Annotated in this window: 18 protein-coding genes and 1 tRNA gene; 6 read left to right on the forward strand and 13 right to left on the reverse strand. The window is 67.9% G+C overall.

Features of this window, described 5'->3' with window-relative positions; genetic code table 11:
- The first annotated feature begins 36 nt into the window (after window positions 1-36).
- Window positions 37-867: an MBL fold metallo-hydrolase gene (locus tag BLS40_RS00435; RefSeq protein ID WP_092151981.1), complete on the forward strand. Its 831-nt coding sequence runs from the start codon at window positions 37-39 to the stop codon at window positions 865-867.
- On the opposite strand, the gene BLS40_RS00440 is transcribed toward BLS40_RS00435, so the two are convergent.
- On the reverse strand, window positions 864-1,202 hold the full coding sequence (locus BLS40_RS00440; RefSeq protein WP_092147299.1) for a hypothetical protein: 339 nt from the start codon (window positions 1,200-1,202) through the stop codon (window positions 864-866). The genes BLS40_RS00435 and BLS40_RS00440 overlap by 4 nt on opposite strands.
- A 14-nt stretch (window positions 1,203-1,216) precedes the next feature.
- On the opposite strand from BLS40_RS00440, the gene panC reads away from it, so the two are divergent.
- Entirely contained in the window at window positions 1,217-2,008 is a 792-nt protein-coding gene (gene panC, locus BLS40_RS00445) for a pantoate--beta-alanine ligase (RefSeq protein WP_092147302.1), read from the forward strand.
- Here panC and panB read toward each other — a convergent pair whose 3' ends face one another.
- Window positions 2,009-2,827, reverse strand: coding sequence for a 3-methyl-2-oxobutanoate hydroxymethyltransferase (gene panB / locus BLS40_RS00450; RefSeq protein WP_092147305.1), 819 nt, complete (start codon window positions 2,825-2,827; stop codon window positions 2,009-2,011).
- 10 nt (window positions 2,828-2,837) lie between these two features.
- A complete protein-coding gene (locus BLS40_RS00455) occupies window positions 2,838-4,190 on the reverse strand; it encodes a GntP family permease (RefSeq protein WP_092147308.1) in 1,353 nt (450 codons plus the stop codon).
- 135 nt (window positions 4,191-4,325) lie between these two features.
- On the opposite strand from BLS40_RS00455, the gene BLS40_RS00460 reads away from it, so the two are divergent.
- Window positions 4,326-5,192 carry a 3-hydroxyacyl-CoA dehydrogenase NAD-binding domain-containing protein gene (locus BLS40_RS00460; RefSeq protein ID WP_092147311.1) on the forward strand — a complete coding sequence of 289 codons (867 nt, stop codon included), beginning with the start codon at window positions 4,326-4,328 and terminating at the stop codon, window positions 5,190-5,192.
- A gap of 14 nt (window positions 5,193-5,206) precedes the next feature.
- Here BLS40_RS00460 and BLS40_RS00465 read toward each other — a convergent pair.
- From BLS40_RS00465 to BLS40_RS00485, 5 genes are all read right to left on the reverse strand, one after another.
- Window positions 5,207-5,279: transfer RNA gene (locus BLS40_RS00465), tRNA-Arg, on the reverse strand.
- Window positions 5,280-5,293: 14 nt separating this feature from the next.
- A complete protein-coding gene (locus BLS40_RS00470; RefSeq protein ID WP_231908469.1) occupies window positions 5,294-5,548 on the reverse strand; it encodes a mycoredoxin in 255 nt (84 codons plus the stop codon).
- 11 nt (window positions 5,549-5,559) lie between these two features.
- Entirely contained in the window at window positions 5,560-6,039 is a 480-nt protein-coding gene (locus BLS40_RS00475) for a dihydrofolate reductase (protein ID WP_092147317.1), read from the reverse strand.
- Window positions 6,039-6,839, reverse strand: a complete 801-nt coding sequence (locus BLS40_RS00480) for a thymidylate synthase (protein WP_092151983.1) — start codon at window positions 6,837-6,839, stop codon at window positions 6,039-6,041. Before BLS40_RS00480 ends, BLS40_RS00475 begins: the two co-directional genes overlap by 1 nt.
- Before the next feature lie 11 nt (window positions 6,840-6,850).
- Window positions 6,851-7,609: a 3'(2'),5'-bisphosphate nucleotidase CysQ gene (locus tag BLS40_RS00485; RefSeq protein WP_092147320.1), complete on the reverse strand. Its 759-nt coding sequence runs from the start codon at window positions 7,607-7,609 to the stop codon at window positions 6,851-6,853.
- A 32-nt stretch (window positions 7,610-7,641) separates the two neighbouring features.
- Between BLS40_RS00485 and BLS40_RS00490 the strand changes: the two genes are divergently transcribed.
- Window positions 7,642-12,228: an ATP-dependent helicase gene (locus BLS40_RS00490; RefSeq protein ID WP_092147323.1), complete on the forward strand. Its 4,587-nt coding sequence runs from the start codon at window positions 7,642-7,644 to the stop codon at window positions 12,226-12,228.
- A gap of 16 nt (window positions 12,229-12,244) precedes the next feature.
- On the opposite strand, the gene BLS40_RS00495 is transcribed toward BLS40_RS00490, so the two are convergent.
- Window positions 12,245-12,643 carry a DoxX family protein gene (locus BLS40_RS00495; protein ID WP_040423107.1) on the reverse strand — a complete coding sequence of 133 codons (399 nt, stop codon included), beginning with the start codon at window positions 12,641-12,643 and terminating at the stop codon, window positions 12,245-12,247.
- 101 nt (window positions 12,644-12,744) lie between these two features.
- Between BLS40_RS00495 and BLS40_RS00500 the strand changes: the two genes are divergently transcribed.
- Window positions 12,745-13,539: a DNA-formamidopyrimidine glycosylase family protein gene (locus BLS40_RS00500; protein WP_092147326.1), complete on the forward strand. Its 795-nt coding sequence runs from the start codon at window positions 12,745-12,747 to the stop codon at window positions 13,537-13,539.
- Here BLS40_RS00500 and BLS40_RS00505 read toward each other — a convergent pair.
- Genes BLS40_RS00505 through pgi form a run of 3 tightly spaced genes read right to left on the reverse strand, consistent with a single transcriptional unit; the run spans window position 13,499 to window position 17,272 of the window.
- Window positions 13,499-14,137 carry a DedA family protein gene (locus BLS40_RS00505; protein WP_092147328.1) on the reverse strand — a complete coding sequence of 213 codons (639 nt, stop codon included), beginning with the start codon at window positions 14,135-14,137 and terminating at the stop codon, window positions 13,499-13,501. The genes BLS40_RS00500 and BLS40_RS00505 overlap by 41 nt on opposite strands.
- A gap of 15 nt (window positions 14,138-14,152) precedes the next feature.
- Window positions 14,153-15,640: a glutamate--cysteine ligase gene (locus tag BLS40_RS00510; RefSeq protein ID WP_092147331.1), complete on the reverse strand. Its 1,488-nt coding sequence runs from the start codon at window positions 15,638-15,640 to the stop codon at window positions 14,153-14,155.
- Window positions 15,641-17,272 (reverse strand): glucose-6-phosphate isomerase, encoded by a 1,632-nt coding sequence (pgi, locus tag BLS40_RS00515; protein ID WP_092147335.1) that lies wholly within the window; start codon window positions 17,270-17,272, stop codon window positions 15,641-15,643.
- Window positions 17,273-17,323: 51 nt separating this feature from the next.
- Here pgi and BLS40_RS00520 point away from each other — a divergent pair, with 51 nt between their 5' ends.
- Window positions 17,324-17,620, forward strand: coding sequence for an antibiotic biosynthesis monooxygenase family protein (locus BLS40_RS00520; protein WP_092147338.1), 297 nt, complete (start codon window positions 17,324-17,326; stop codon window positions 17,618-17,620).
- A 31-nt stretch (window positions 17,621-17,651) separates the two neighbouring features.
- Here BLS40_RS00520 and BLS40_RS00525 read toward each other — a convergent pair whose 3' ends face one another.
- The gene (locus tag BLS40_RS00525) at window positions 17,652-17,945 is read right to left on the reverse strand and encodes a chorismate mutase (RefSeq protein ID WP_092147341.1); all 294 of its coding nucleotides are present in this window, start codon (window positions 17,943-17,945) and stop codon (window positions 17,652-17,654) included.
- Window positions 17,946-17,951: the final 6 nt, after the last annotated feature.

The following is a 17,951-nucleotide window of genomic DNA, read 5'->3' on the forward strand; positions in this document are numbered from 1 at the left end:
CCGTAACATACCACCTGGGTGCTAGCGTCGGGGATTTTGATTACCAGCACGTTTTACGGAACGTCCAGCGTGCACGTCACGGACGGGGACACGAACATCTTCGTCGATGCCTTCCTCACCCGGCCCAGTCTTGCCCGGCTGGTGTTCCGCAGGCTGGAACCAGACGAGGCGATCATTGACGCAGCGCTCGCGCGAGGGGGCGTCGATAAGCTCGATGCCCTATTCGTCGCGCACTCGCACCACGACCACCTCTTGGACGCGCCGCGCGTGGCAGACAAACTCGGCGCGACGCTGTACGGATCGCGCTCGACGCTCAACTACGGCAGGAGAGAAGGGCTAAGGGAAGACAGGCTCGCAGAGATCGCCGGCGGGTCGCGGGTCACCGTCGGCGACTTCACCGTCACCGTCGTCGAGGCTCCGCACAGCCCCGGCAACGTCGCCCCCGGCGTCATCCGCGGCGCGCTCGCGTCCCCCTGCCACGTGCTCGAGTTCAAAGACGGCGGTTGCTTCGTCTTCCACCTCCACCACCCGGGAGGCGAGATCCTTGTCCTGCCCAGCGCCAACTACCGCCCCGGGTTTGTGGACGGCCTGCGCGCGGATGTCGTCTATCTCGGCATCGGCGCGCTCGGCAGGCAGCCGCGGCAGTTCCAGGAGGCGTACTGGGCGAACACGGCGGGCGCGCTTCAGCCCGCGACGGTCATTCCCATCCACTGGGACAACTTCGGCCGGCCGCTGTCCAAGCCGTTCACGCCGCTGCCTTTCCCGGCTGATAACGTCAGGGCGTCCCGGCGCTTCCTGGAGGACAAGGCCGCCCGCGCCGGGTGCGATCTCCGCTTCCCGGAGCCGTTCAGCGTGCACACCCTCTAGTGGGGCAGCTGCTCCCAACGCACGGTGGCATCAAACCGGCTGAAGTGCGCGGCGGCGTCTTCGGTGGCGTACGCGATCGCGTCGGCCACGTCCTCGCCCCCGGCCATGAAGTCGATCACCCGCGTCGTGGGCGTCGCGCTGCCGGTGACTTCGTGCGCGGACCAGCCGCCGCTGCCGTGGACGCCGCCGCGCTCCGGCAGCGCGTCGAAGAACGAGGCGACGGCGCGCCGCGCGGTCGCGGCGTCGGAGAACGTGAAGTGCGCGCGCAGGGTGACGGGGTCGCCCGGGCGCTTCGTGCCCCACGCCCAGTCGTAGTCGACGGAATAGGTCTCCATTACATTTTCCTTACATGACCGCAATTGTTCATACGCCCGCCGAACTTACCGCCGCGCTCGGATCCACGTCGCCGCTCGTGCTCGTGCCCACCATGGGCGCGCTGCACGAGGGCCACCTCTCCCTGGTGCGGGAGGCAAAGAAGCTGGGCGGGCCCGTGGTGGTGAGCATCTTTGTCAACCCGCTGCAGTTCGCGCCAGGCGAGGACCTCGACGCCTACCCGCGAACCCTGGAGGCGGACGTCGCGCTGTTGGACAACGAGGGCGTTGACGCCGTGTTCGCGCCGTCCGCCGCCACGATGTACCCCAACGGGCCGCGCACCACCATCCACCCGGGACCCGCGGGTGCCATCCTCGAGGGCGCGTCGCGCCCCACCCACTTCGCCGGCGTGCTTACCGTGGTGGCCAAGCTGTTGTCGCTCACCCGCGCCACCGACGCCTTCTTCGGCGAGAAGGACTACCAGCAGCTGGTGCTCGTCCGGCAGATGGTGGACGACCTCAACCTGCCCGTGCGCATCCACGGCTGCCCGATCGTGCGTGAGGATTCCGGCCTGGCCATGTCGTCGCGCAACCGCTACCTGTCGGAGGATGAGGCGCGGCTCGCGCAGGTGCTGTCGCGGGCCCTGGCCACCAAGGACCTCGCCCAAGCTCGCTCGCTTATCGACGCCACCCCCGGCGTGGACCTCGACTACCTGGCGCTGACCACGCCCGACCTGGAACCCGCCGGCGCGGACGACGCGGGCCCGAAGCGCCTGCTGGTCGCGGCGCGGGTGGGAACGACGCGGCTCATCGACAACGTGGCGGTCTAGCTAGAAGGCGTGCTCCGCGGCGGGGAACGCGCCCTCGTGCACGGCCTGCTTGTAGGCGGCGGCCGCGGAGCTCAATTCCGCGCCCACCTGGCCGAAGTTGCGGACGAACTTCGGGCGCCTCCCGCCGGCCGGCAGATCGACCATGTCGTGCCACACCAGCACCTGGGCGTCCGTGCCGGCTCCGGCGCCGATGCCGATGGTGGGGATGGGCGTGCCGCGGGTGATCTCAGCGGCGAGGTCGGCCGGGACCATTTCGAAGACCACCATGTCGGCTCCGGCAGCGACGACGGCAGCGGTGTCGTCGATAAGCGATTGCGCAGCCTCGTTGCGGCCTTGGACCTTGAACCCGCCCAGGTTATCCACCGACTGCGGGGTAAAACCCACGTGGGCGCAGACCGCCAGGCCCGCGTCTTTCAGCGCGCGGATGCGCGAGCTGACGCGCACGCCGCCCTCGAGCTTGACCATGTGGGCGCCCGTGCGGTGGATGAGCTCGGTGGCGCTTGTGACGCACTGCTCGTCGCTGGCCTCGTACGTGCCGAAGGGGAGATCCACCACAACGAGCGCGTTTCCCGCCCCGCGCACGACCGCGGCGCCCAGGTAGGCCATTTCGTCGAGGGAGACCATGTTGGTGGTCTCGTAACCGAAGACGACGTTGGCGGCGGAATCGCCCACAAGCAGGCACTCGATACCAGCCGCCGCGAAGGCGCGGGCCGTGGAGTAGTCGTACGCCGTGAGCATCGCCCACTTCTCCCCGCGCGCCGTCTTCTCTTTCAGGTCCGACACGCGGACCTTCTTTGTGGGGGTCAGGTAACCAGTCATGGGACTGAGACTAAAGGATGAACAATCCGAGAATCCAGATAAACACCATCGCCGTGCAGCCCATGACGCCCGTGACCACGGTCTGCGAGCGGTACGCCTGCTGTGGCGTCATCTTGGAAAAGTTGGTGACCACCCAGAAGTGGCTGTCGTTGGCGTGGGAGACCACCAGCGAACCGGCCGAGATCGCCATCACCACGAGCCCGATCTGCAACGGCGTTTCCATACCGAGTGTGGGCAGCAGCGGGGCAACGAGGCTGGAGGTGGTGACCATCGCCACCGTCGCCGAGCCCTGCGCCGTCTTGAACAGCACGGAGACGAGGAAGGGGAAGAACAGACCCAGGCTGGACAGCTGGGTCGCGTTGTTGGAGATGAAGTCCACCACGTCGGTCGAGGAGATCACGCGGCCGAGCACCCCGCCCGCGGCAGTGATGAGGATGATCGGGCCGACGGTGCGCAGGCCCTCCTCCACGAAGACGTAGAAGCGGTCCATCATGTGGGTGTCCATCAGCAGCAGCACGGCGAAGAGGAAACCGATGGCCAGGGCGATCATCGGGGTGCCGATGAAGGTGAGCACGCCGCTGTAACCGAGCGCGGAGGAGATCGAGCCGATGGCCATGAGAATGATGGGCACCACGATCGGGGTGAGCGAGAGCGCCGTCGACGGCAGGCGGGTGTACGATTTCTTCAGCTCGTTGTAGGCGGCCTCCACGTCCTCGTCGGGCACGGCCTCCGACTCGGGGGTGATGATCTTCGGGCCGATCCAGACGGAGTAGAAGTACGCGGCGATCATCACCGGGATGGACACGAGCGCGCCCAGGGCCATGACCAGCAGCAGGTTGTCGCCCAAGCCGAGGTTGGACGCGGACGCCAGCGGGCCGGGGGTCGGCGGGATGAACACGTGCGAGGTGAACAGGCCGGCCGACAGCGCGATCGCCATCGTCGCCGGGGACGCACCGGTGCGCTGGGCGAGCGCCCGGCGCACCGGGTTCAAGATGACGAAGCCGGAATCGGAGAACACCGGGATGCACACAACCCAGCCCATCAGCTGGATGGCGAGCACGGGGTGTTTCTTGCCGATCACGCGCACGATGGCGTCGGCAAGCTGGAAGGCCGCACCGGTCTTCTCCAGGATGAAGCCGATGAGCGTACCGAAGATGACCACGAGGCCGAAGGACTTGAAGGTCGCGGCGAAGCCGTCACCGATGACGTTGGTGATCTCGGTCAGCGGGATTCCGCCGATGAGTCCGAAGACCAGCGACACAAACAGCAGAGAGAGGAAGGGGTGAATCTTCCACTTCGAGATCATCAGGATGAGGAAGATGATCGAGAGGACGAACACGCCCATCAACGGTAAGCCGGTCATAGTGCTCCTTGGAACCTGGGAAAATTATGTACAGCCTATCGGACACCTCCTCCAGCTCCGGCAACGGGCTGAGGGAAAAGGCGTATCGTCGGAGTCGTACCCACAAAACACGGGAAACAGCTACAAGGAGTAACAATGAGCACAGCAATGATTTTCGGTGGCGGTTTGATCGGCATGTCCTTCGCCGAGCGCTTCGCGGAACACGGGTGGGCGGTCCGCGTTGTCGACGTGCGCCCGGAGGTCGGCGAGGACGTGGCCAAGCGCCTGGGAGAGAAGGGCGATTTCTTCACCGACCTTGAGGCCGCCCTCGACGGCGTGGACTTCGTCCAAGAGGCCGGGCCGGAGAAAATCGAGTTTAAGAACGATATCTTCCGCCAGTTTGCCCAGTTCGCGCCGGAGAACGCGATTTTGGCGTCCTCCTCCTCGGCGCTCCTGCCGTCGAAAATCGCGGAGGGCAACCCCGCGGCCGACCGCATTATCGTCGGCCACCCGTTCACCCCACCGGACCTCATGCCGGTCCTCGAGATCGTGCCGAGCCCCGAGACCTCGACGGAGACCCTCGACCGGGCGATGGAGGTCTACCGCGGGATCGGTTTCGATCCGTCGCGGCTGAACAAGGAGATCCCCGGCTTCGTGGGCAACCGCATCCAGAAGGCCATCATGATGGAGGCGATCTACCTGATTCAGGAGGGCGTGGTCGACGTGGAGAACTTCGACCGCATCGTGCGCAACTCGCTGGGCCTACGCTACGCGGCGGTGGGTCCCTTCGAGGCCAACCGCCTTGGCGGCGGGCCAGATGGCATCACCAAGCTCTTCGACACCATTTTCCGCGGCTGGGAAAAGTCGATGCCCGCCGGAGAGCCGGACATGGACAACCTCGACGGCGTGATCGCGCAGGTCAATGAGGCCTACGGGAATGACACCGACTCCTTTACCCAGCGCTCTGAGGTGCGCGACGCGAAGCTCAAGGGGATCGTCGAGGCGATTTCCGAGGTGGAGTAGGGGGCGGCAAAAAGCGCCCCAGAGAGGAATCGAACCTCCGACACCGGCTTTAGGAGAGCCGTGCTCTATCCACTGAGCTACTGGGGCAACGTCACAAAAGGTTAGCGCATGGCGTGGTACTTCTTCACCACGGCCCCCACGCCCGGATTCGTCGCGTGGGTGCCGTCCGCGAACTTCACCGTGGGCACGATGCGGTTGCCGTTGTTCACGGAGGCGACCCAGTCGGATTCCGCGGCGTGGGCCGGGTCGTCGACGTCGACGACCTCGTACTCGACGTCGGTGCGCTTGAGCCCGGCAAGCAGGCTGCGGCAGAAGGGGCACCAGCCGGTGGCGTAGATGGTTACAGGTGCAGACACGTCAGTACCTTTCAGTTTCTTTCGAAGCGTTGGAAGCGGTAGCGCAGCCCCGTCGACGAGGTGAGCCATTCGGTTTCGCTCTGGAGCTCGAAGTCGTCCGGAATACGTGGCGCCTTGACGGCGGAGGGGCCGAGAGAGGCGTCGAAGGTGGCGTCGATAAGCGTGCGCTCGATGACGTCGACCTCGTCGAGGGTGGACTCGTAGAGTTGGGCGCCCCCGATGATCCAGGCGTCGGTTTCTAGGTCGGGCAGGTCGCGCGAGACGAACGCCCCGTCGGACCAGGCGCCGGAGGGTTTCGACGACAGGATGTGGTTGGGCCGGCCCGGCAACGGCCGCTTCGGCAGAGCCTCCCACGTGCGCCGGCCCATGATGATGGGGTGGCCGAGCGTGATGTCCTTGAAGTGCTTCAGGTCCTCGGGCAGGTGCCACGGCATGCCGTCGCCGTCGCCGATGACCCGGTCGAGGCTCTGCGCCCAGATGGCGCCGAGCACTAGACCGACACCTCGGCCGTAATCGTCGGGTGGGGGTCGTAGCCGGTAACGGAAATATCGTCGAAGCCGTAGTCGAACAGGCTCGCCGCCTTGCGCAGCTGAAGCTGGGGATAGGGGCGCGGCTCGCGGGAGAGCTGCTCGCGGACCTGCTCGACGTGGTTGTTGTAGATGTGGCAGTCGCCGCCCGTCCAGATCAGCTCGCCCACCTCCAGGCCGGCCTGCTGGGCGAACATGTGGGTCAGCAGCGCGTAGGAGGCAATGTTGAACGGCACGCCCAAAAACATGTCGGCGGACCGCTGGTAGACCTGCAGACTCAGCCGGCCGTCGGCGACGTAGAGCTGGAACAGCAGGTGGCAGGGCATGAGCGCCATCTTGTCCAGCTCGGAAACGTTCCACGCGGAGACCAGGTTGCGGCGCGATTCCGGATCCTCCTTGAGCACCCGCAGCGCCTCAGAGATCTGGTCGATGTGCGCCCCGTCGGGCGTGGGCCAGGAGCGCCACTGCACGCCGTAGACCGGCCCGAGGTCGCCGTCGGCGTCCGCCCACTCGTTCCAGATGCGGATGTTGTTCTCCTGCAGCCAGCGCACGTTCGACTCGCCGCGCAAGAACCACAAAAGCTCACCCACAACGCCCTTGAAATAGACCTTCTTCGTGGTCAACAGGGGGAAAGACTCGGACAGGTCGTAGCGCAGCTGGCGCCCGAAGACGCTGAGCGTTCCCGTTCCCGTGCGGTCGCCCTTGGGGGTGCCGTTGTCCAGGATGTCGCGCAGCAGATCTTCGTAGGGGGTGGGCACAGTCATGGTCACGGACTCTAATCCGTTGCGCCCTGCCCGGCAAAGGCCGCGCAGGCGGCAAGAATGTCGTCCGCCAGCTCGGGGCGGCAGATGACCAGATCGGGGATGTAGGTGTCGGAGTTGTTGTAGCGCAGCTCGGAGCCGTCGAGGCGCGAGGCGTGCAGCCCGGCGGCCAGCGCCACCCCCACCGGCGCGGCCTGGTCCCACTCGTACTGGCCGCCGGCGTGGATGTAGGCGTCATAATCGCCCAGCAGCACGTGCATGGCCTTCGCGCCGGCGGAGCCCACGCCCACGGCCTCGAAGCCGAGCTTGTCCGCCACGAAGTGGGCCACCTCGGGCGGGCGGTTGCGCGACAGCGCGATGCGGCGCGACAGCGGCCCGGACACGTGGCGCACGTCAGAGGACTTGAACACCACGCCCAGGTCGGGCAGGCCGACGGCGGCGTGGGTGGGCAGGCCGTTTTCCACAAGCGCGACGTGTACTGCCCAGTCCTGGCGGCCGGTGGCGAACTCCTTGGTGCCGTCGAGCGGGTCGATGATCCACACCCGCTCCTTGTCCAGGCGCTCGGGGTTGTCCGCCGCCTCCTCGGAGAGGAAACCGTCGTCGGGGCGGTGCTGCTCCAGCACGCGCGCGATCCAGTTCTGGGCGAGGTCGTCTCCCGCCTCGCCGAGCTCGCGGCCGCGCAGCAGGCCCACGCCGCGGATTCCCTTGAGGATTTCGCCCGTGCCCTGGGCGATGAGGTTGGTCAGCCGCGAGTCCGAGTACTGAACTGTCATGGCCTATAGACTACCCGGTTAAAGTGTTGCGCATGACCGCTCGAGTTCTGGACCGTTTCCGCCCTCAGGTGGCCACCTGGTTCAGCGAGGTCTTCGCCGCGCCCACCCCCGTTCAGGAGGGCGCGTGGGAGGCCATCTCCAACGGGGAGAACGCGCTTGTGGTGGCACCCACGGGCTCGGGCAAAACCCTCGCGGCGTTCCTGTGGTCGCTCAATTCACTGGTGGAGCGCGCCGGGCAGCAGGCCCTGCCTATCGACGGCGCCGCGCGCTCGACCCACGGCGGCGTGAAAGTCCTCTACATCTCCCCGCTCAAGGCGCTCGGCGTGGACGTGGAGAACAACCTGCGCGCCCCGCTCGGCGGAATCGCGCGCGTGGCGCAGCGCATGGGGCTGGACGCCCCGGACATCTCCGTCGGGGTGCGCTCCGGCGACACCCCCCAGGCGGAGCGCAACCGCCAGGTGCGCACACCCCCGGACATCCTGATCACCACCCCGGAGTCGCTCTACCTGATGCTCACCTCCAAGGCGGCGGGCGTCCTAGCGTCCGTCGACACCGTCATCGTCGACGAGATCCACGCGCTCGCCGGCACGAAGCGCGGAGTGCACCTGACCCTGTCCCTGGAGCGGCTGCGCCGCATCGCGGGCGATTTCCAGCGCATCGGTTTGTCCGCCACCGTGCGCCCCTTGGACGCCGTGGCCAACTTCCTCGGGCCGCGCACGACGATTGTCAACCCGCCGGCGGTCAAGAAATGGTCGCTGGGCGTGCACGTCCCCGTGGAGGACATGAGCGATCTCCCCGTGCCCGAGGACGCCTCCACCATCGGTGAGGCCGTCGTGGATGACCTCTTGGGGGCAGAGGAGGCGCCGGTGCAGGCGTCGACAAGCATTTGGCCCCATATCGAGCAGGCGGTCTACGACCAGGTCATGGCCCACCGCTCGACCATCGTCTTCGTCAACTCGCGGCGCACGGCCGAGCGGCTGACCAGCCAGCTCAACGAGCTGTGGGCCAAAGAGCACGACCCGGAGAGCCTGAGCCCCGCTTTACGACGCCCGCCCGCGCAGCTGATGAAGTCCGTCGACACCGCGGGGCACGCGGCGCCGGTCATCGCCCGCGCCCACCACGGTTCCGTGTCTAAGGAGGAGCGGCTGACCACCGAGACGATGCTCAAGGAGGGCTCGCTGAGAGCTGTGATCTCCACGTCCTCGCTGGAGCTGGGCATCGATATGGGCGCGGTCGACCTGGTCATCCAGGTGGAGTCGCCGCCCTCGGTCGCCTCCGGGCTGCAGCGCGTCGGGCGCGCCGGCCACGCGGTGGGGCAGGTCTCCGAGGGCGCCTTCTACCCCAAGCACCGCGCGGACCTGGTGCAGTCGGCGGTGACGGTGCCGCGGATGCGCGCCGGGCTGATAGAGGAGCTGCACACGCCCGTCTCGCCGCTGGACGTGCTCACCCAGCACACCGTCGCGGCCGTGGCGGTCGAGGACCTCGACGTGGACGAGTGGTACGACACCGTGCGCCGCGCCTGGCCGTACCGCGACCTCTCGCGCGACGTGTTCGACGCCGTGATCGACCTGGTGGTGGGCGTGTACCCCTCCACCGACTTCGCGGAGCTGCGGCCCCGCGCTGTGCTCGACGGCACCGTGTTGAAGGCGCGCCCCGGCGCGCAGCGCGTCGCCGTGACCAACGCCGGCACCATCCCGGACCGCGGCATGTTCGGGGTGTTCCTCGTCGGGGCCGACTCCGCGCCGCGGCGCGTCGGCGAGCTGGATGAGGAGATGGTCTACGAGTCGCGCGTGGGCGACGTGTTCACGCTCGGCGCGTCGAGCTGGCGCATCGAGAACATCACCCGCGACCAGGTACAGGTCTCGCCCGCGCCGGGGCACACCGGGCGTCTGCCGTTTTGGACGGGCGACTCGCTCGGCCGCCCGTACGAGCTGGGAAAAGCCATCGGTCAGTTTCGACGCGAGCGCACGCTCGACGACTCGCTCGACGAGTTCGCCCGCCGCAACGTGCTGGCGTACCTCGAGGAGCAGGAGGAGGCCACCGGGATCGTGCCGGACGAGCAAACGCTCGTGCTGGAGCGGTTCACCGACGAGCTGGGGGACTGGCGCGTGGTGCTGCACACCCCGTTCGGCAAAGGCGTCAACGCGGCCTGGGCGCTGGCCACCGGCTGGCGGGTCTCCCAGGACACCGGCATGGACGCCCAGGCCGTGGCCGGCGACGACGGCATTGTGCTGCGCCTGCCACAGGGGGACAAGGAGCCCGACACCTCCCTCTTCCTGTTCGACGCCGACGAGATCGCCGACATCGTCACCGAGCAGGTGGGAAACTCAGCCCTGTTCGCCTCGCGCTTCCGCGAGTGCGCCGCCCGCGCGCTGCTGCTCCCGCGCCGCAACCCGGGCAAGCGCGCCCCGCTGTGGCAGCAGCGCCAGCGCGCCGAGCAGCTGCTGGACGTCGCCCGCAACTACCCCTCGTTCCCCATCATCCTGGAGACGGTGCGCGAGTGCCTGCAGGACGTGTACGACGTGGCGTCGCTGCGCGAGGTGATGGGCGACCTTGCCACCCGCCGCATCCGCGTGGCGGAGGTGACCACCTCGCAGCCCAGCCCGTTCGCGTCCTCGCTGCTGTTCAACTACACCGGCGCGTTCATGTACGAGGGCGACACCCCGCTGGCCGAAAAGCGCGCCGCCGCCCTCTCTCTCGACCCGGCCTTGCTGGCGAAGCTGCTGGGCACGGTCGAGCTGCGCGAGCTTCTCGACGCCTCCGTCATCGCCGAGGTCGACGCCTCGCTGCGCCGCGTGGGCAGGGCGCAGACCTCCGAGCAGTTCGCCGACACCGTGCGCATCGTGGGACCGGTGCCCGTAGACGACCTCTCGCTCTACACCCCGGTGCCGCTGGCATCCCTCGAGGCGGCGCTCGGACCGCGCGTGATGCGGGTGCGGTTCGGGGGCCGCGAGCACATCGCGCAATCGATCGACGCGCCGCTGCTGCGCGACGCCCTCGGTGTGCCCGTCCCGCCGGGTGTCCCCGCGCAGGTAGCCACCATCACCGACGCCTTGGCCCAGCTCGTGGGCCGGTGGGTGCGCACCCGCGGGCCGTTTACCCTGCGCGACCTTGCAGACGCCTTCGGGCTCGCGGTCGGCGCCGCCTACTCCGCGTTGCAGCCGCTGGTGGACTCCGGCAAGGTGATCGAGGGCCGCTACCGCCAGGGCGTGGAGGAGACCGAGTATGTTGCCAACGAGGTCCTGCGCATCATCCGCTCCCGCTCGCTGGCCGCCGCCCGCGCCCAGACCCGGCCCGTGTCCCAATCCGCCTACGGGCGGTTCCTCCCCAGCTGGTCGCACGTCGCACCCGCGGGAAGCCGCCCCGCCCTGCGGGGCGCGGACGGGGTGTACACCGTGCTCGAGCAGCTCGCCGGGGTGCGGCTGCCGGCCTCGGCGTGGGAGTCGCACGTCCTGCCCTCGCGGGTGGGCGACTACAGCCCGGCCATGCTCGACGAGCTCACCTCCTCCGGCGAGATCGCCATCGTCGGCGCCGGCAAGGCGGGCGCGCGCGACCCCTGGATCATGCTGCTGCCCGCCGACTACGCCGGCCAGCTCATGCCGGACGTCGAGGAGCCCACACTCTCCCTGACCCAGACCCAGATCCTGTCCAAGGTCCGCGGCGGCGGGGGCTTCCTCTTCACCGACCTGCTGGAGACCACTACCGTCGACGAGCTGCGCGAATCCATGTGGGACCTGGTCGAGGCCGGTTTCATCGCCCCCGACTCGTTTACCCCGATCCGCGCGCGCCTGGCCGGCGGAAAGACCGCGCACCGCGCCAAGCGACGCCCCACGCGTTCCCGCATCAGGTCCGGGCGCACCTCGTTTTCCACGCTGACGCCCCCCGACATGGTGGGGCGCTGGGCGGCGACCCCCGCCGTGGACACGGACGCGACGCGGCGATCGGTCGCGTTCGGCGAGGCATGGTTGGACCGCTACGGCGTGGTCACCCGCGGCAGCGTCGTCGCCGAGGGCGTTCTCGGCGGGTTCGCGCTGGCCTATAAGGTGCTCTCCGGCTTCGAGGAGTCGGGCAAGGCCATGCGCGGTTACCTCGTCGAGGGCCTGGGCGCCTCGCAGTTCTCCACGCCCGCAACCATCGACAGGCTGCGCGCCCACCAGGATTCCGACGACGTCGTGGGCTGGCCCTCGGGCACGCGCGAGCCCGACGCGTACGTGCTCGCGGCCACCGACCCCGCGAACCCCTACGGCGCGGCCCTTCCCTGGCCCGAGCAGGGCCCGGCGCGGTCAGCCGGGGCAATGGTTGTGCTTGTCGACGGCCTCCTGGCCGCACACATCACCCGCGGCGGCAAGACCATGACCACGTTTTTCGAGCATTTCCCCGAGGGGGTGGGCGACCCCATGCCAGTGGTTCTCGCCGCGCTTGCCGACGCGGTCGCCGCCGGCCGCATGAAACCCTTAAGCGTGGAGAAGCTCAACGGGGAGCCCGCGTTCTCCCTGCGCGAGTACGGCGCGGCCCCCACCCACAAGGGGGTGAAAATCGGCGGCGCCAACACCCAGGCGCCGAAGCGCCGGGGCAGGAGCCTCGCGGAGGCGGTGGAGGAGCTCAGCTTCGACGACTAGCGCTGTCTAGCGCCGTCTAGCGCTTGGGCACCCCCGCGGCCCACAGCGCCGCCGCGATGAGCGCGGGTTGGCCGAAGAGGCGGACGAGGCGCTTCGCGTTGTTGTCCAAGCCGAATGCGTCGTGGCGCTCGGCGTACTGGCCGATGTTTCCCGGGTAGATCGCGGTGTAGAACGTCGCCAGCGCGATGCCCGTCTGGCGGTAGCGCTTGGGAAGGGCGAGCAGGGATGCGCCGAGGGCTATTTCGGCGAGGCCGGAACCGAGGACGACGAGGTCCTTGTCCATTGGGAACCAGTCCGGGACCTGAGCCCGGAAATCCTGGCGTGCAAAAGTGAGGTGGCTGATACCCGCGAAGCTCATGAACGCACCGAGGGCGTAGCGGGTCATCCGCTGAGATTGGCTGGGTTTACGGGACATATGCGTTACCTCCGGGTACGCAACTTAAAGCGACTGATAGTACGAGGGAGATAGTACTCCCCAGAATCCCCGTTGTACGGCTGTAGCGTTAGTATCAAGCAATGCCCGAAGGCGATTCCGTCTACCAGCTCTCCAAGCGCCTGCAGTTCATGGCGGGCCGGGAGGTCACCCGCGCGAGCCTGCGCGTGCCGCGCTACGCCACCGTGGACTTCACCGGCATGACGTGCGAGCGGGTATGGCCCTACGGCAAGCACCTGTTCATGCAGTTCGGCCCGGAAATCCTGCACACGCACCTGAAGATGGAGGGCACGTGGGCCATCCACCGCGCCGGCACGCGCTGGCGCAAGCCCGGACACACCGCCCGAGTGGTGCTCCAGCTTGCCGACACCGCGGGCGACATCGAACTCGTCGGTCACTCGCTCGGGCTGGTCGAGGTGTTTCCCGCCCGCGAATACCCCCTGCGCATGGGCTATCTCGGGCCCGACATGCTGGCCGACGACTTCGACCACGACGAGGTGGTGCGGCGCATCGCCTCCGCCCCCGGCATGGAGATCGGCCGGGCGCTGCTGGACCAGAAAAACGCCGCGGGCATCGGCAACGAATACCGGGCGGAGATCTGCTTCCTCGCGGGCACGCATCCCGCGCGGCGGGTGCGTGAGGTGGACGTCGACACGCACGTGCGCCTGGCCCGCAGGCTCATGTGGGCGAACAAAGACTCCCCAGTCCGCGTGACCACGGGGGTCAGGCGGGCCGGGGAGACGAGCTACGTGTTCGGGCGCAACAACAAGCCCTGCCGCCGGTGCACGACCTTGATCCAGAAGGGGTTTCTGGGCGGGGAGGGCGACTTGGAGCGCGTTATCTGGTGGTGTCCGCGCTGTCAGCCTGCCGCTCGTTGACCGCGCGGCGGATAAAGAAGGCGAGCACGCCCACGATGAGCAGGGCGAGGATGACGTAGACCACGTTGGAATAGGCGTTGACATAGTTCTCCACAATGTGCCAGTTGTCGCCCAGCACGTACCCCAGCCAGATGAGGATGGCGTTCCAGATGGTGGAGCCCAGCGTGGTCCACAGCCCGAAGGCGACTAGGTTCATGCGGTCGAGCCCCGCCGGGATCGAGATCAGGGAGCGCACGCCGGGGATGAGGCGGCCGAAGAACACCGAAACCTTGCCGTACTTGTCAAACCACGCGAGCGCCTTGTCCACGTCCGACCCCTTGACCAGCCACATCCACTCCGCGATCGCGCGCAGGCGTTGCGCGCCCAGCCAGGCGCCGAGGCCGTAGAGGAGGTACGCGCCGGTGACGGAGCCCACCACCGACCAGATGAACACCGACACAAAGTTCAGCGAGCCCTGCGCCACGGTGAAGCCGGCGAGAGGCAGAACCACCTCGGAGGGGATGGGCGGGAAGAGGTTCTCCGCGAGGATGGCCAGACCGACGCCGGGGGCGCCGATCACCTCCATCAGGTGAACGAGCCAATCAATAATAGCCTGCATGCGGCTTATTGTGCCCTAGGCGACCGACGTCGACCAAGTATGCACCGGCGCGCCGGTCGCCTGGTTTTCCAGATATTTCCGCAGGACCCGCGCGAGCGCCTCCTCGCGCTGCGGGGTGTCGGGCCGCGACCCGGCGCCGGCCTCCGTGAGGGCGGCGAGCTGCCACGTCGCCCCGTTTTGGCGGGTGACCACGCGGCCTTCGATGATGCCGAGATAGTCGTCGATGCAGCCCTGGTGGACACCGAGTGCGGCCAGGCCGGAGCGGGCGTCGTCGAGCAAATGCTCCTTGACCAGCTCGCAGACGTCGATTCTGCCCAGCGTCGGCCACTTCACGCGGGCCGTGAGGCCATCGCGCGCGCCGGCGATAAAATTCTCCTCCGCCGTGGCGAAGCTCATCCGGGACCACACCGGGCGCGTCTGCTCGCCGAGGAACTTCACCAGCCCGTAGTAGAAGGCCGCGTCCGCGATGATGTCCGCGGGCGTGGGCCCGGCGGGCAGCAGGCGGTTTTCCACGCGGATGTGGGACAGCTCGCCGTTGGGGTCGTAGATCGGGCGGTTCCAGCGCCACACCGTGCCGTTTTGCAGGTTGAGGTAGTGCAGGCCCGGGCTGTCCCCGGTCATGATCGGCTTCCCGGCCTCGACGCGCCCCTCCGGAAGCAGGGGGGAGAAGTAGCGCACGTTCTCCTCGAACAGGTCGAACACCGAGGTGATCCAGCGCTCGCCGAACCACACGCGCGGGCGCACGCCCTGGTTGATCAGCTCCTGGGTGCGGGTGTCGATGGCCTGCTGGAAGACCGGGATGCGCGACTCGTGCCACAGGCGCCGCCCCATGAACAGCGGCGAGTTCGCGCCGACCGCGGCCTGCACGCCGGCGATCGCCTGCGAGGCGTTCCACGCGTCTGCGAAGCGGTTCGGCGCGACCTGCAGGTGCAGCTGCATGGAGGTGCACGTCGACTCGGTGGAGATGTCCTCGAAATCGTGGCGGTAGGACTCCATCCGGGAAACGTCGATATGCAGCAGCTCGCCGCGCGATTCCATCACCGAGTTGTTCAGGCCGCGGTAGCGGTGCTCGTTGGTGATCCAGCCCGGGTCCTCGAGAAACTCCGTGGTCATCGTGGGCAGCGTGCCGATCATGGCCACCTGCGTGCCGGCCCTTTCCGCGGCCCCGGCGACCTCGTCCAGGCGCTCGCGCAGCCGCGACTCCAGGGTGCGCAGCCCGTCGCCCTCGATTGACTGCGGCGGCAGGTTCAGCTCCACGTTGTAGGAGCCGATCTCGGACTGGTACTCGCCGCTCAGCCGATCCAGCACCTCCCTGTTGCGGGGCGCGGGGCGCATGGATGAGTCGACAAGGTTGAGCTCGAGCTCGAGCCCGATCGTCCCCCTGTCCACGAACTCGGCCTCCTGGAGGTGGCGGTCGAACACCTCCAGCTCATCCTCGAGCCGCTTGCGGTAGGTCGTGCGCTGCCGAGGCGTGTAGCGGTCGGAGGAGATGGCGTCGCCCATTTAACGCGCGTTCCTGTACCAGGCGATCAGGGCGTCGGTGGAGGAGTCGCCTGTGTCTGGCTCCACCTCGCCGGAGACGGCGGCGGCGAGGTCGTTGGCCTGCTGCTTGCCCAGCTCAACGCCCCACTGGTCGAAGGCGTTGATGTCCCAGATCGCCGACTCGGTGAACGTGATGTGCTCGTACAGCGCGATGAGCGCGCCGAGGGCGTGCGGCGTGAGCTCGTCGGCCAGGATCGTCGTCGTGGGGCGGTTGCCCGGCATGACCTTGTGGGGGGCCAGCTGCTTATCGACGCCCTCGGCGACGATCTCGGACTCCGTCTTCCCGAAGGCGAGCACCTTGGTCTGTGCGAACATGTTGCCCATCAGCAGGTCGTGCATGGAACCGGTGCCGTCCGCCGCCGGCAGATCCCGCTTCGGGGTGGCGAACCCGATGAAGTCCGCCGGAACCATCGTCGTGCCCTGGTGGATGAGCTGGTAGAAGGCGTGCTGGCCGTTGGTGCCGGGCTCGCCCCAGAAGATCTCCCCAGTGGCGTAGCTCACCGGGCGCCCGTCGCGGGTGACGGACTTGCCGTTGGACTCCATGGTCAGCTGCTGCAGGTAGGCGGGGAAGCGGGCGAGGTCCTGGGAGTAGGGGAGCACGGCGTGGGTCTGCGCGCCGTGGAAGTTGCGGTACCACACGTTGATCAGGCCCATGAGCGCGGGAACGTTGCGCTCCACGGGTGTGGTGCGGAAGTGCTCGTCCACTGCGTGGAAGCCCTCTAGGAAACGCATGAAGTCGTTCGGGCCGATGACGGCCATGAGCGACAGGCCGATGGCGGAGGCCACGGAGTAGCGCCCGCCGACCCAGTCCCAGAACGGGAACATGTTGGCGGTGTCGATGCCGAACTCGGCGACCTTCTCGGCGTTGGTGGACACGGCGACGAAGTGCTTGGCAATGACGGATTCGTCGCCGTCGAAACGCTCGAGCACCCAGCGCTTGGCGGCGTGCGCGTTGGCCAGCGTCTCCTGGGTGGTAAACGTCTTCGACGCCACGATGAACAGTGTCTCCTCGGGCACGCAGCGCTCGAGGACGTTGACCATGTCGGCGGGGTCCACGTTGGAGACGAACTCGGCGGTAATGCCGGCGGTGGCGTACGAGCGCAGCGCCAGGGTGGCCATCGCGGGGCCGAGGTCGGAGCCGCCGATGCCGATGTTGACGACCTTTTTAATCCTGCCCTCCCGGCGCAGTTCAGTGGCGAAGTCGCGCATGCGGCCGAGCACCTCGTGCACGTCGGCCGCGGCGTCCTGGCCGTCGACGGTGAGCTCGGACCCGTCGGGCAGACGAAGCGCGGTGTGGAGGACGGCGCGGTCCTCCGTGGTGTTGATGTGGACCCCGGCGAACATGTCCTCGATGCGCCCGGCGAGGTCCGCTTCGCCCGCGAGGTCGACCAGGGCGGCGAGGACGGCGTCGTCGACAAGGTTCTTCGACAGGTCGACGTGCAGGCCGGCGGCGTCGAACGTGAGCTTGTCGGCGCGGTCGGGGTCGGCCGCGAACAGCTCGCGCAGGGTGAGCGGGTGCTCGTCGCGCAGCTTCTCGAGTGCGGCCCAGGCGGGTGTGGAGGTGATGTCGGTGGAACGAGGCGTTGCGGTCATGGGTAACACGCTAGTTCAAAACCTGTCGCCAGGTAGGCCTAATATGCAGGTATGAGCATCGTGAAGATCAACGCAATTTCCGTGCCTGAGGGCGCGGGCGAGGAACTCGAGCGCCGTTTCGCCGCGCGCAAGCACGCGATCGACTCACAGCCCGGTTTCGAGGGCTTCGAGCTGCTGCGCCCGGTCAAGGGCGAGGACCGCTACTTCGTGGTCACCCGCTGGGCGGATCAGGAATCCTACGACGCGTGGTGGGAATCCGAGGGCCGTGGAGCGCACGGGGGCCACGGGGGCGACCGCAAGCCCGTGGCCACGGGGGCGTCGCTGCTCGAGTTCGAGGTCGTGTTCTAGGCCTGTTATAGGTCTGTTCTAGGTCGGGCCGTCAGCCCAGCTTCCCGCGGCCGAGGCGCAGGAGGACCCCGGCCAGCGTGGGGCCCTCCTCTCCGAGCTCGTCGCGGAACTGGTTGATAATGGCCACCTCGCGGGTGTGCACCAGGCGCGTTCCGCCGGAGCCCATCCGCGTCTTGCCGATCGCCCGTGACACCTCCGAGCGGCGCTTCACGGCATCCAGAATCACCCGGTCGAGCCTGTCGATCTCCTTGCGGTATTCCTGGATCTCGGTGTCCGACAAGGGGTCGTCGGTACCGGAGGGCATGCGGATCTCGAACTCACTCATGGCTCG

It is taken from the genome of Corynebacterium mycetoides, from assembly GCF_900103625.1.
GTDB lineage: Bacteria > Actinomycetota > Actinomycetes > Mycobacteriales > Mycobacteriaceae > Corynebacterium > Corynebacterium mycetoides.

What these genes read in the sequence shown, in the direction of transcription:
- BLS40_RS00440 (WP_092147299.1), bottom strand. Translation starts at nt 1,202, where the DNA reads ATGGAGACCTATTCCGTCGACTACGACTGGGCGTGGGGCACGAAGCGC.
- panC (WP_092147302.1), top strand. Translation starts at nt 1,217, where the DNA reads ATGACCGCAATTGTTCATACGCCCGCCGAACTTACCGCCGCGCTCGGA.
- panB (WP_092147305.1), bottom strand. Translation starts at nt 2,827, where the DNA reads ATGACTGGTTACCTGACCCCCACAAAGAAGGTCCGCGTGTCGGACCTG.
- BLS40_RS00455 (WP_092147308.1), bottom strand. Translation starts at nt 4,190, where the DNA reads ATGACCGGCTTACCGTTGATGGGCGTGTTCGTCCTCTCGATCATCTTC.
- BLS40_RS00460 (WP_092147311.1), top strand. Translation starts at nt 4,326, where the DNA reads ATGAGCACAGCAATGATTTTCGGTGGCGGTTTGATCGGCATGTCCTTC.
- BLS40_RS00480 (WP_092151983.1), bottom strand. Translation starts at nt 6,839, where the DNA reads ATGACTGTGCCCACCCCCTACGAAGATCTGCTGCGCGACATCCTGGAC.
- BLS40_RS00485 (WP_092147320.1), bottom strand. Translation starts at nt 7,609, where the DNA reads ATGACAGTTCAGTACTCGGACTCGCGGCTGACCAACCTCATCGCCCAG.
- BLS40_RS00490 (WP_092147323.1), top strand. Translation starts at nt 7,642, where the DNA reads ATGACCGCTCGAGTTCTGGACCGTTTCCGCCCTCAGGTGGCCACCTGG.
- BLS40_RS00495 (WP_040423107.1), bottom strand. Translation starts at nt 12,643, where the DNA reads ATGTCCCGTAAACCCAGCCAATCTCAGCGGATGACCCGCTACGCCCTC.
- BLS40_RS00500 (WP_092147326.1), top strand. Translation starts at nt 12,745, where the DNA reads ATGCCCGAAGGCGATTCCGTCTACCAGCTCTCCAAGCGCCTGCAGTTC.
- BLS40_RS00505 (WP_092147328.1), bottom strand. Translation starts at nt 14,137, where the DNA reads ATGCAGGCTATTATTGATTGGCTCGTTCACCTGATGGAGGTGATCGGC.
- BLS40_RS00510 (WP_092147331.1), bottom strand. Translation starts at nt 15,640, where the DNA reads ATGGGCGACGCCATCTCCTCCGACCGCTACACGCCTCGGCAGCGCACG.
- pgi (WP_092147335.1), bottom strand. Translation starts at nt 17,272, where the DNA reads ATGACCGCAACGCCTCGTTCCACCGACATCACCTCCACACCCGCCTGG.
- BLS40_RS00520 (WP_092147338.1), top strand. Translation starts at nt 17,324, where the DNA reads ATGAGCATCGTGAAGATCAACGCAATTTCCGTGCCTGAGGGCGCGGGC.
- BLS40_RS00525 (WP_092147341.1), bottom strand. Translation starts at nt 17,945, where the DNA reads ATGAGTGAGTTCGAGATCCGCATGCCCTCCGGTACCGACGACCCCTTG.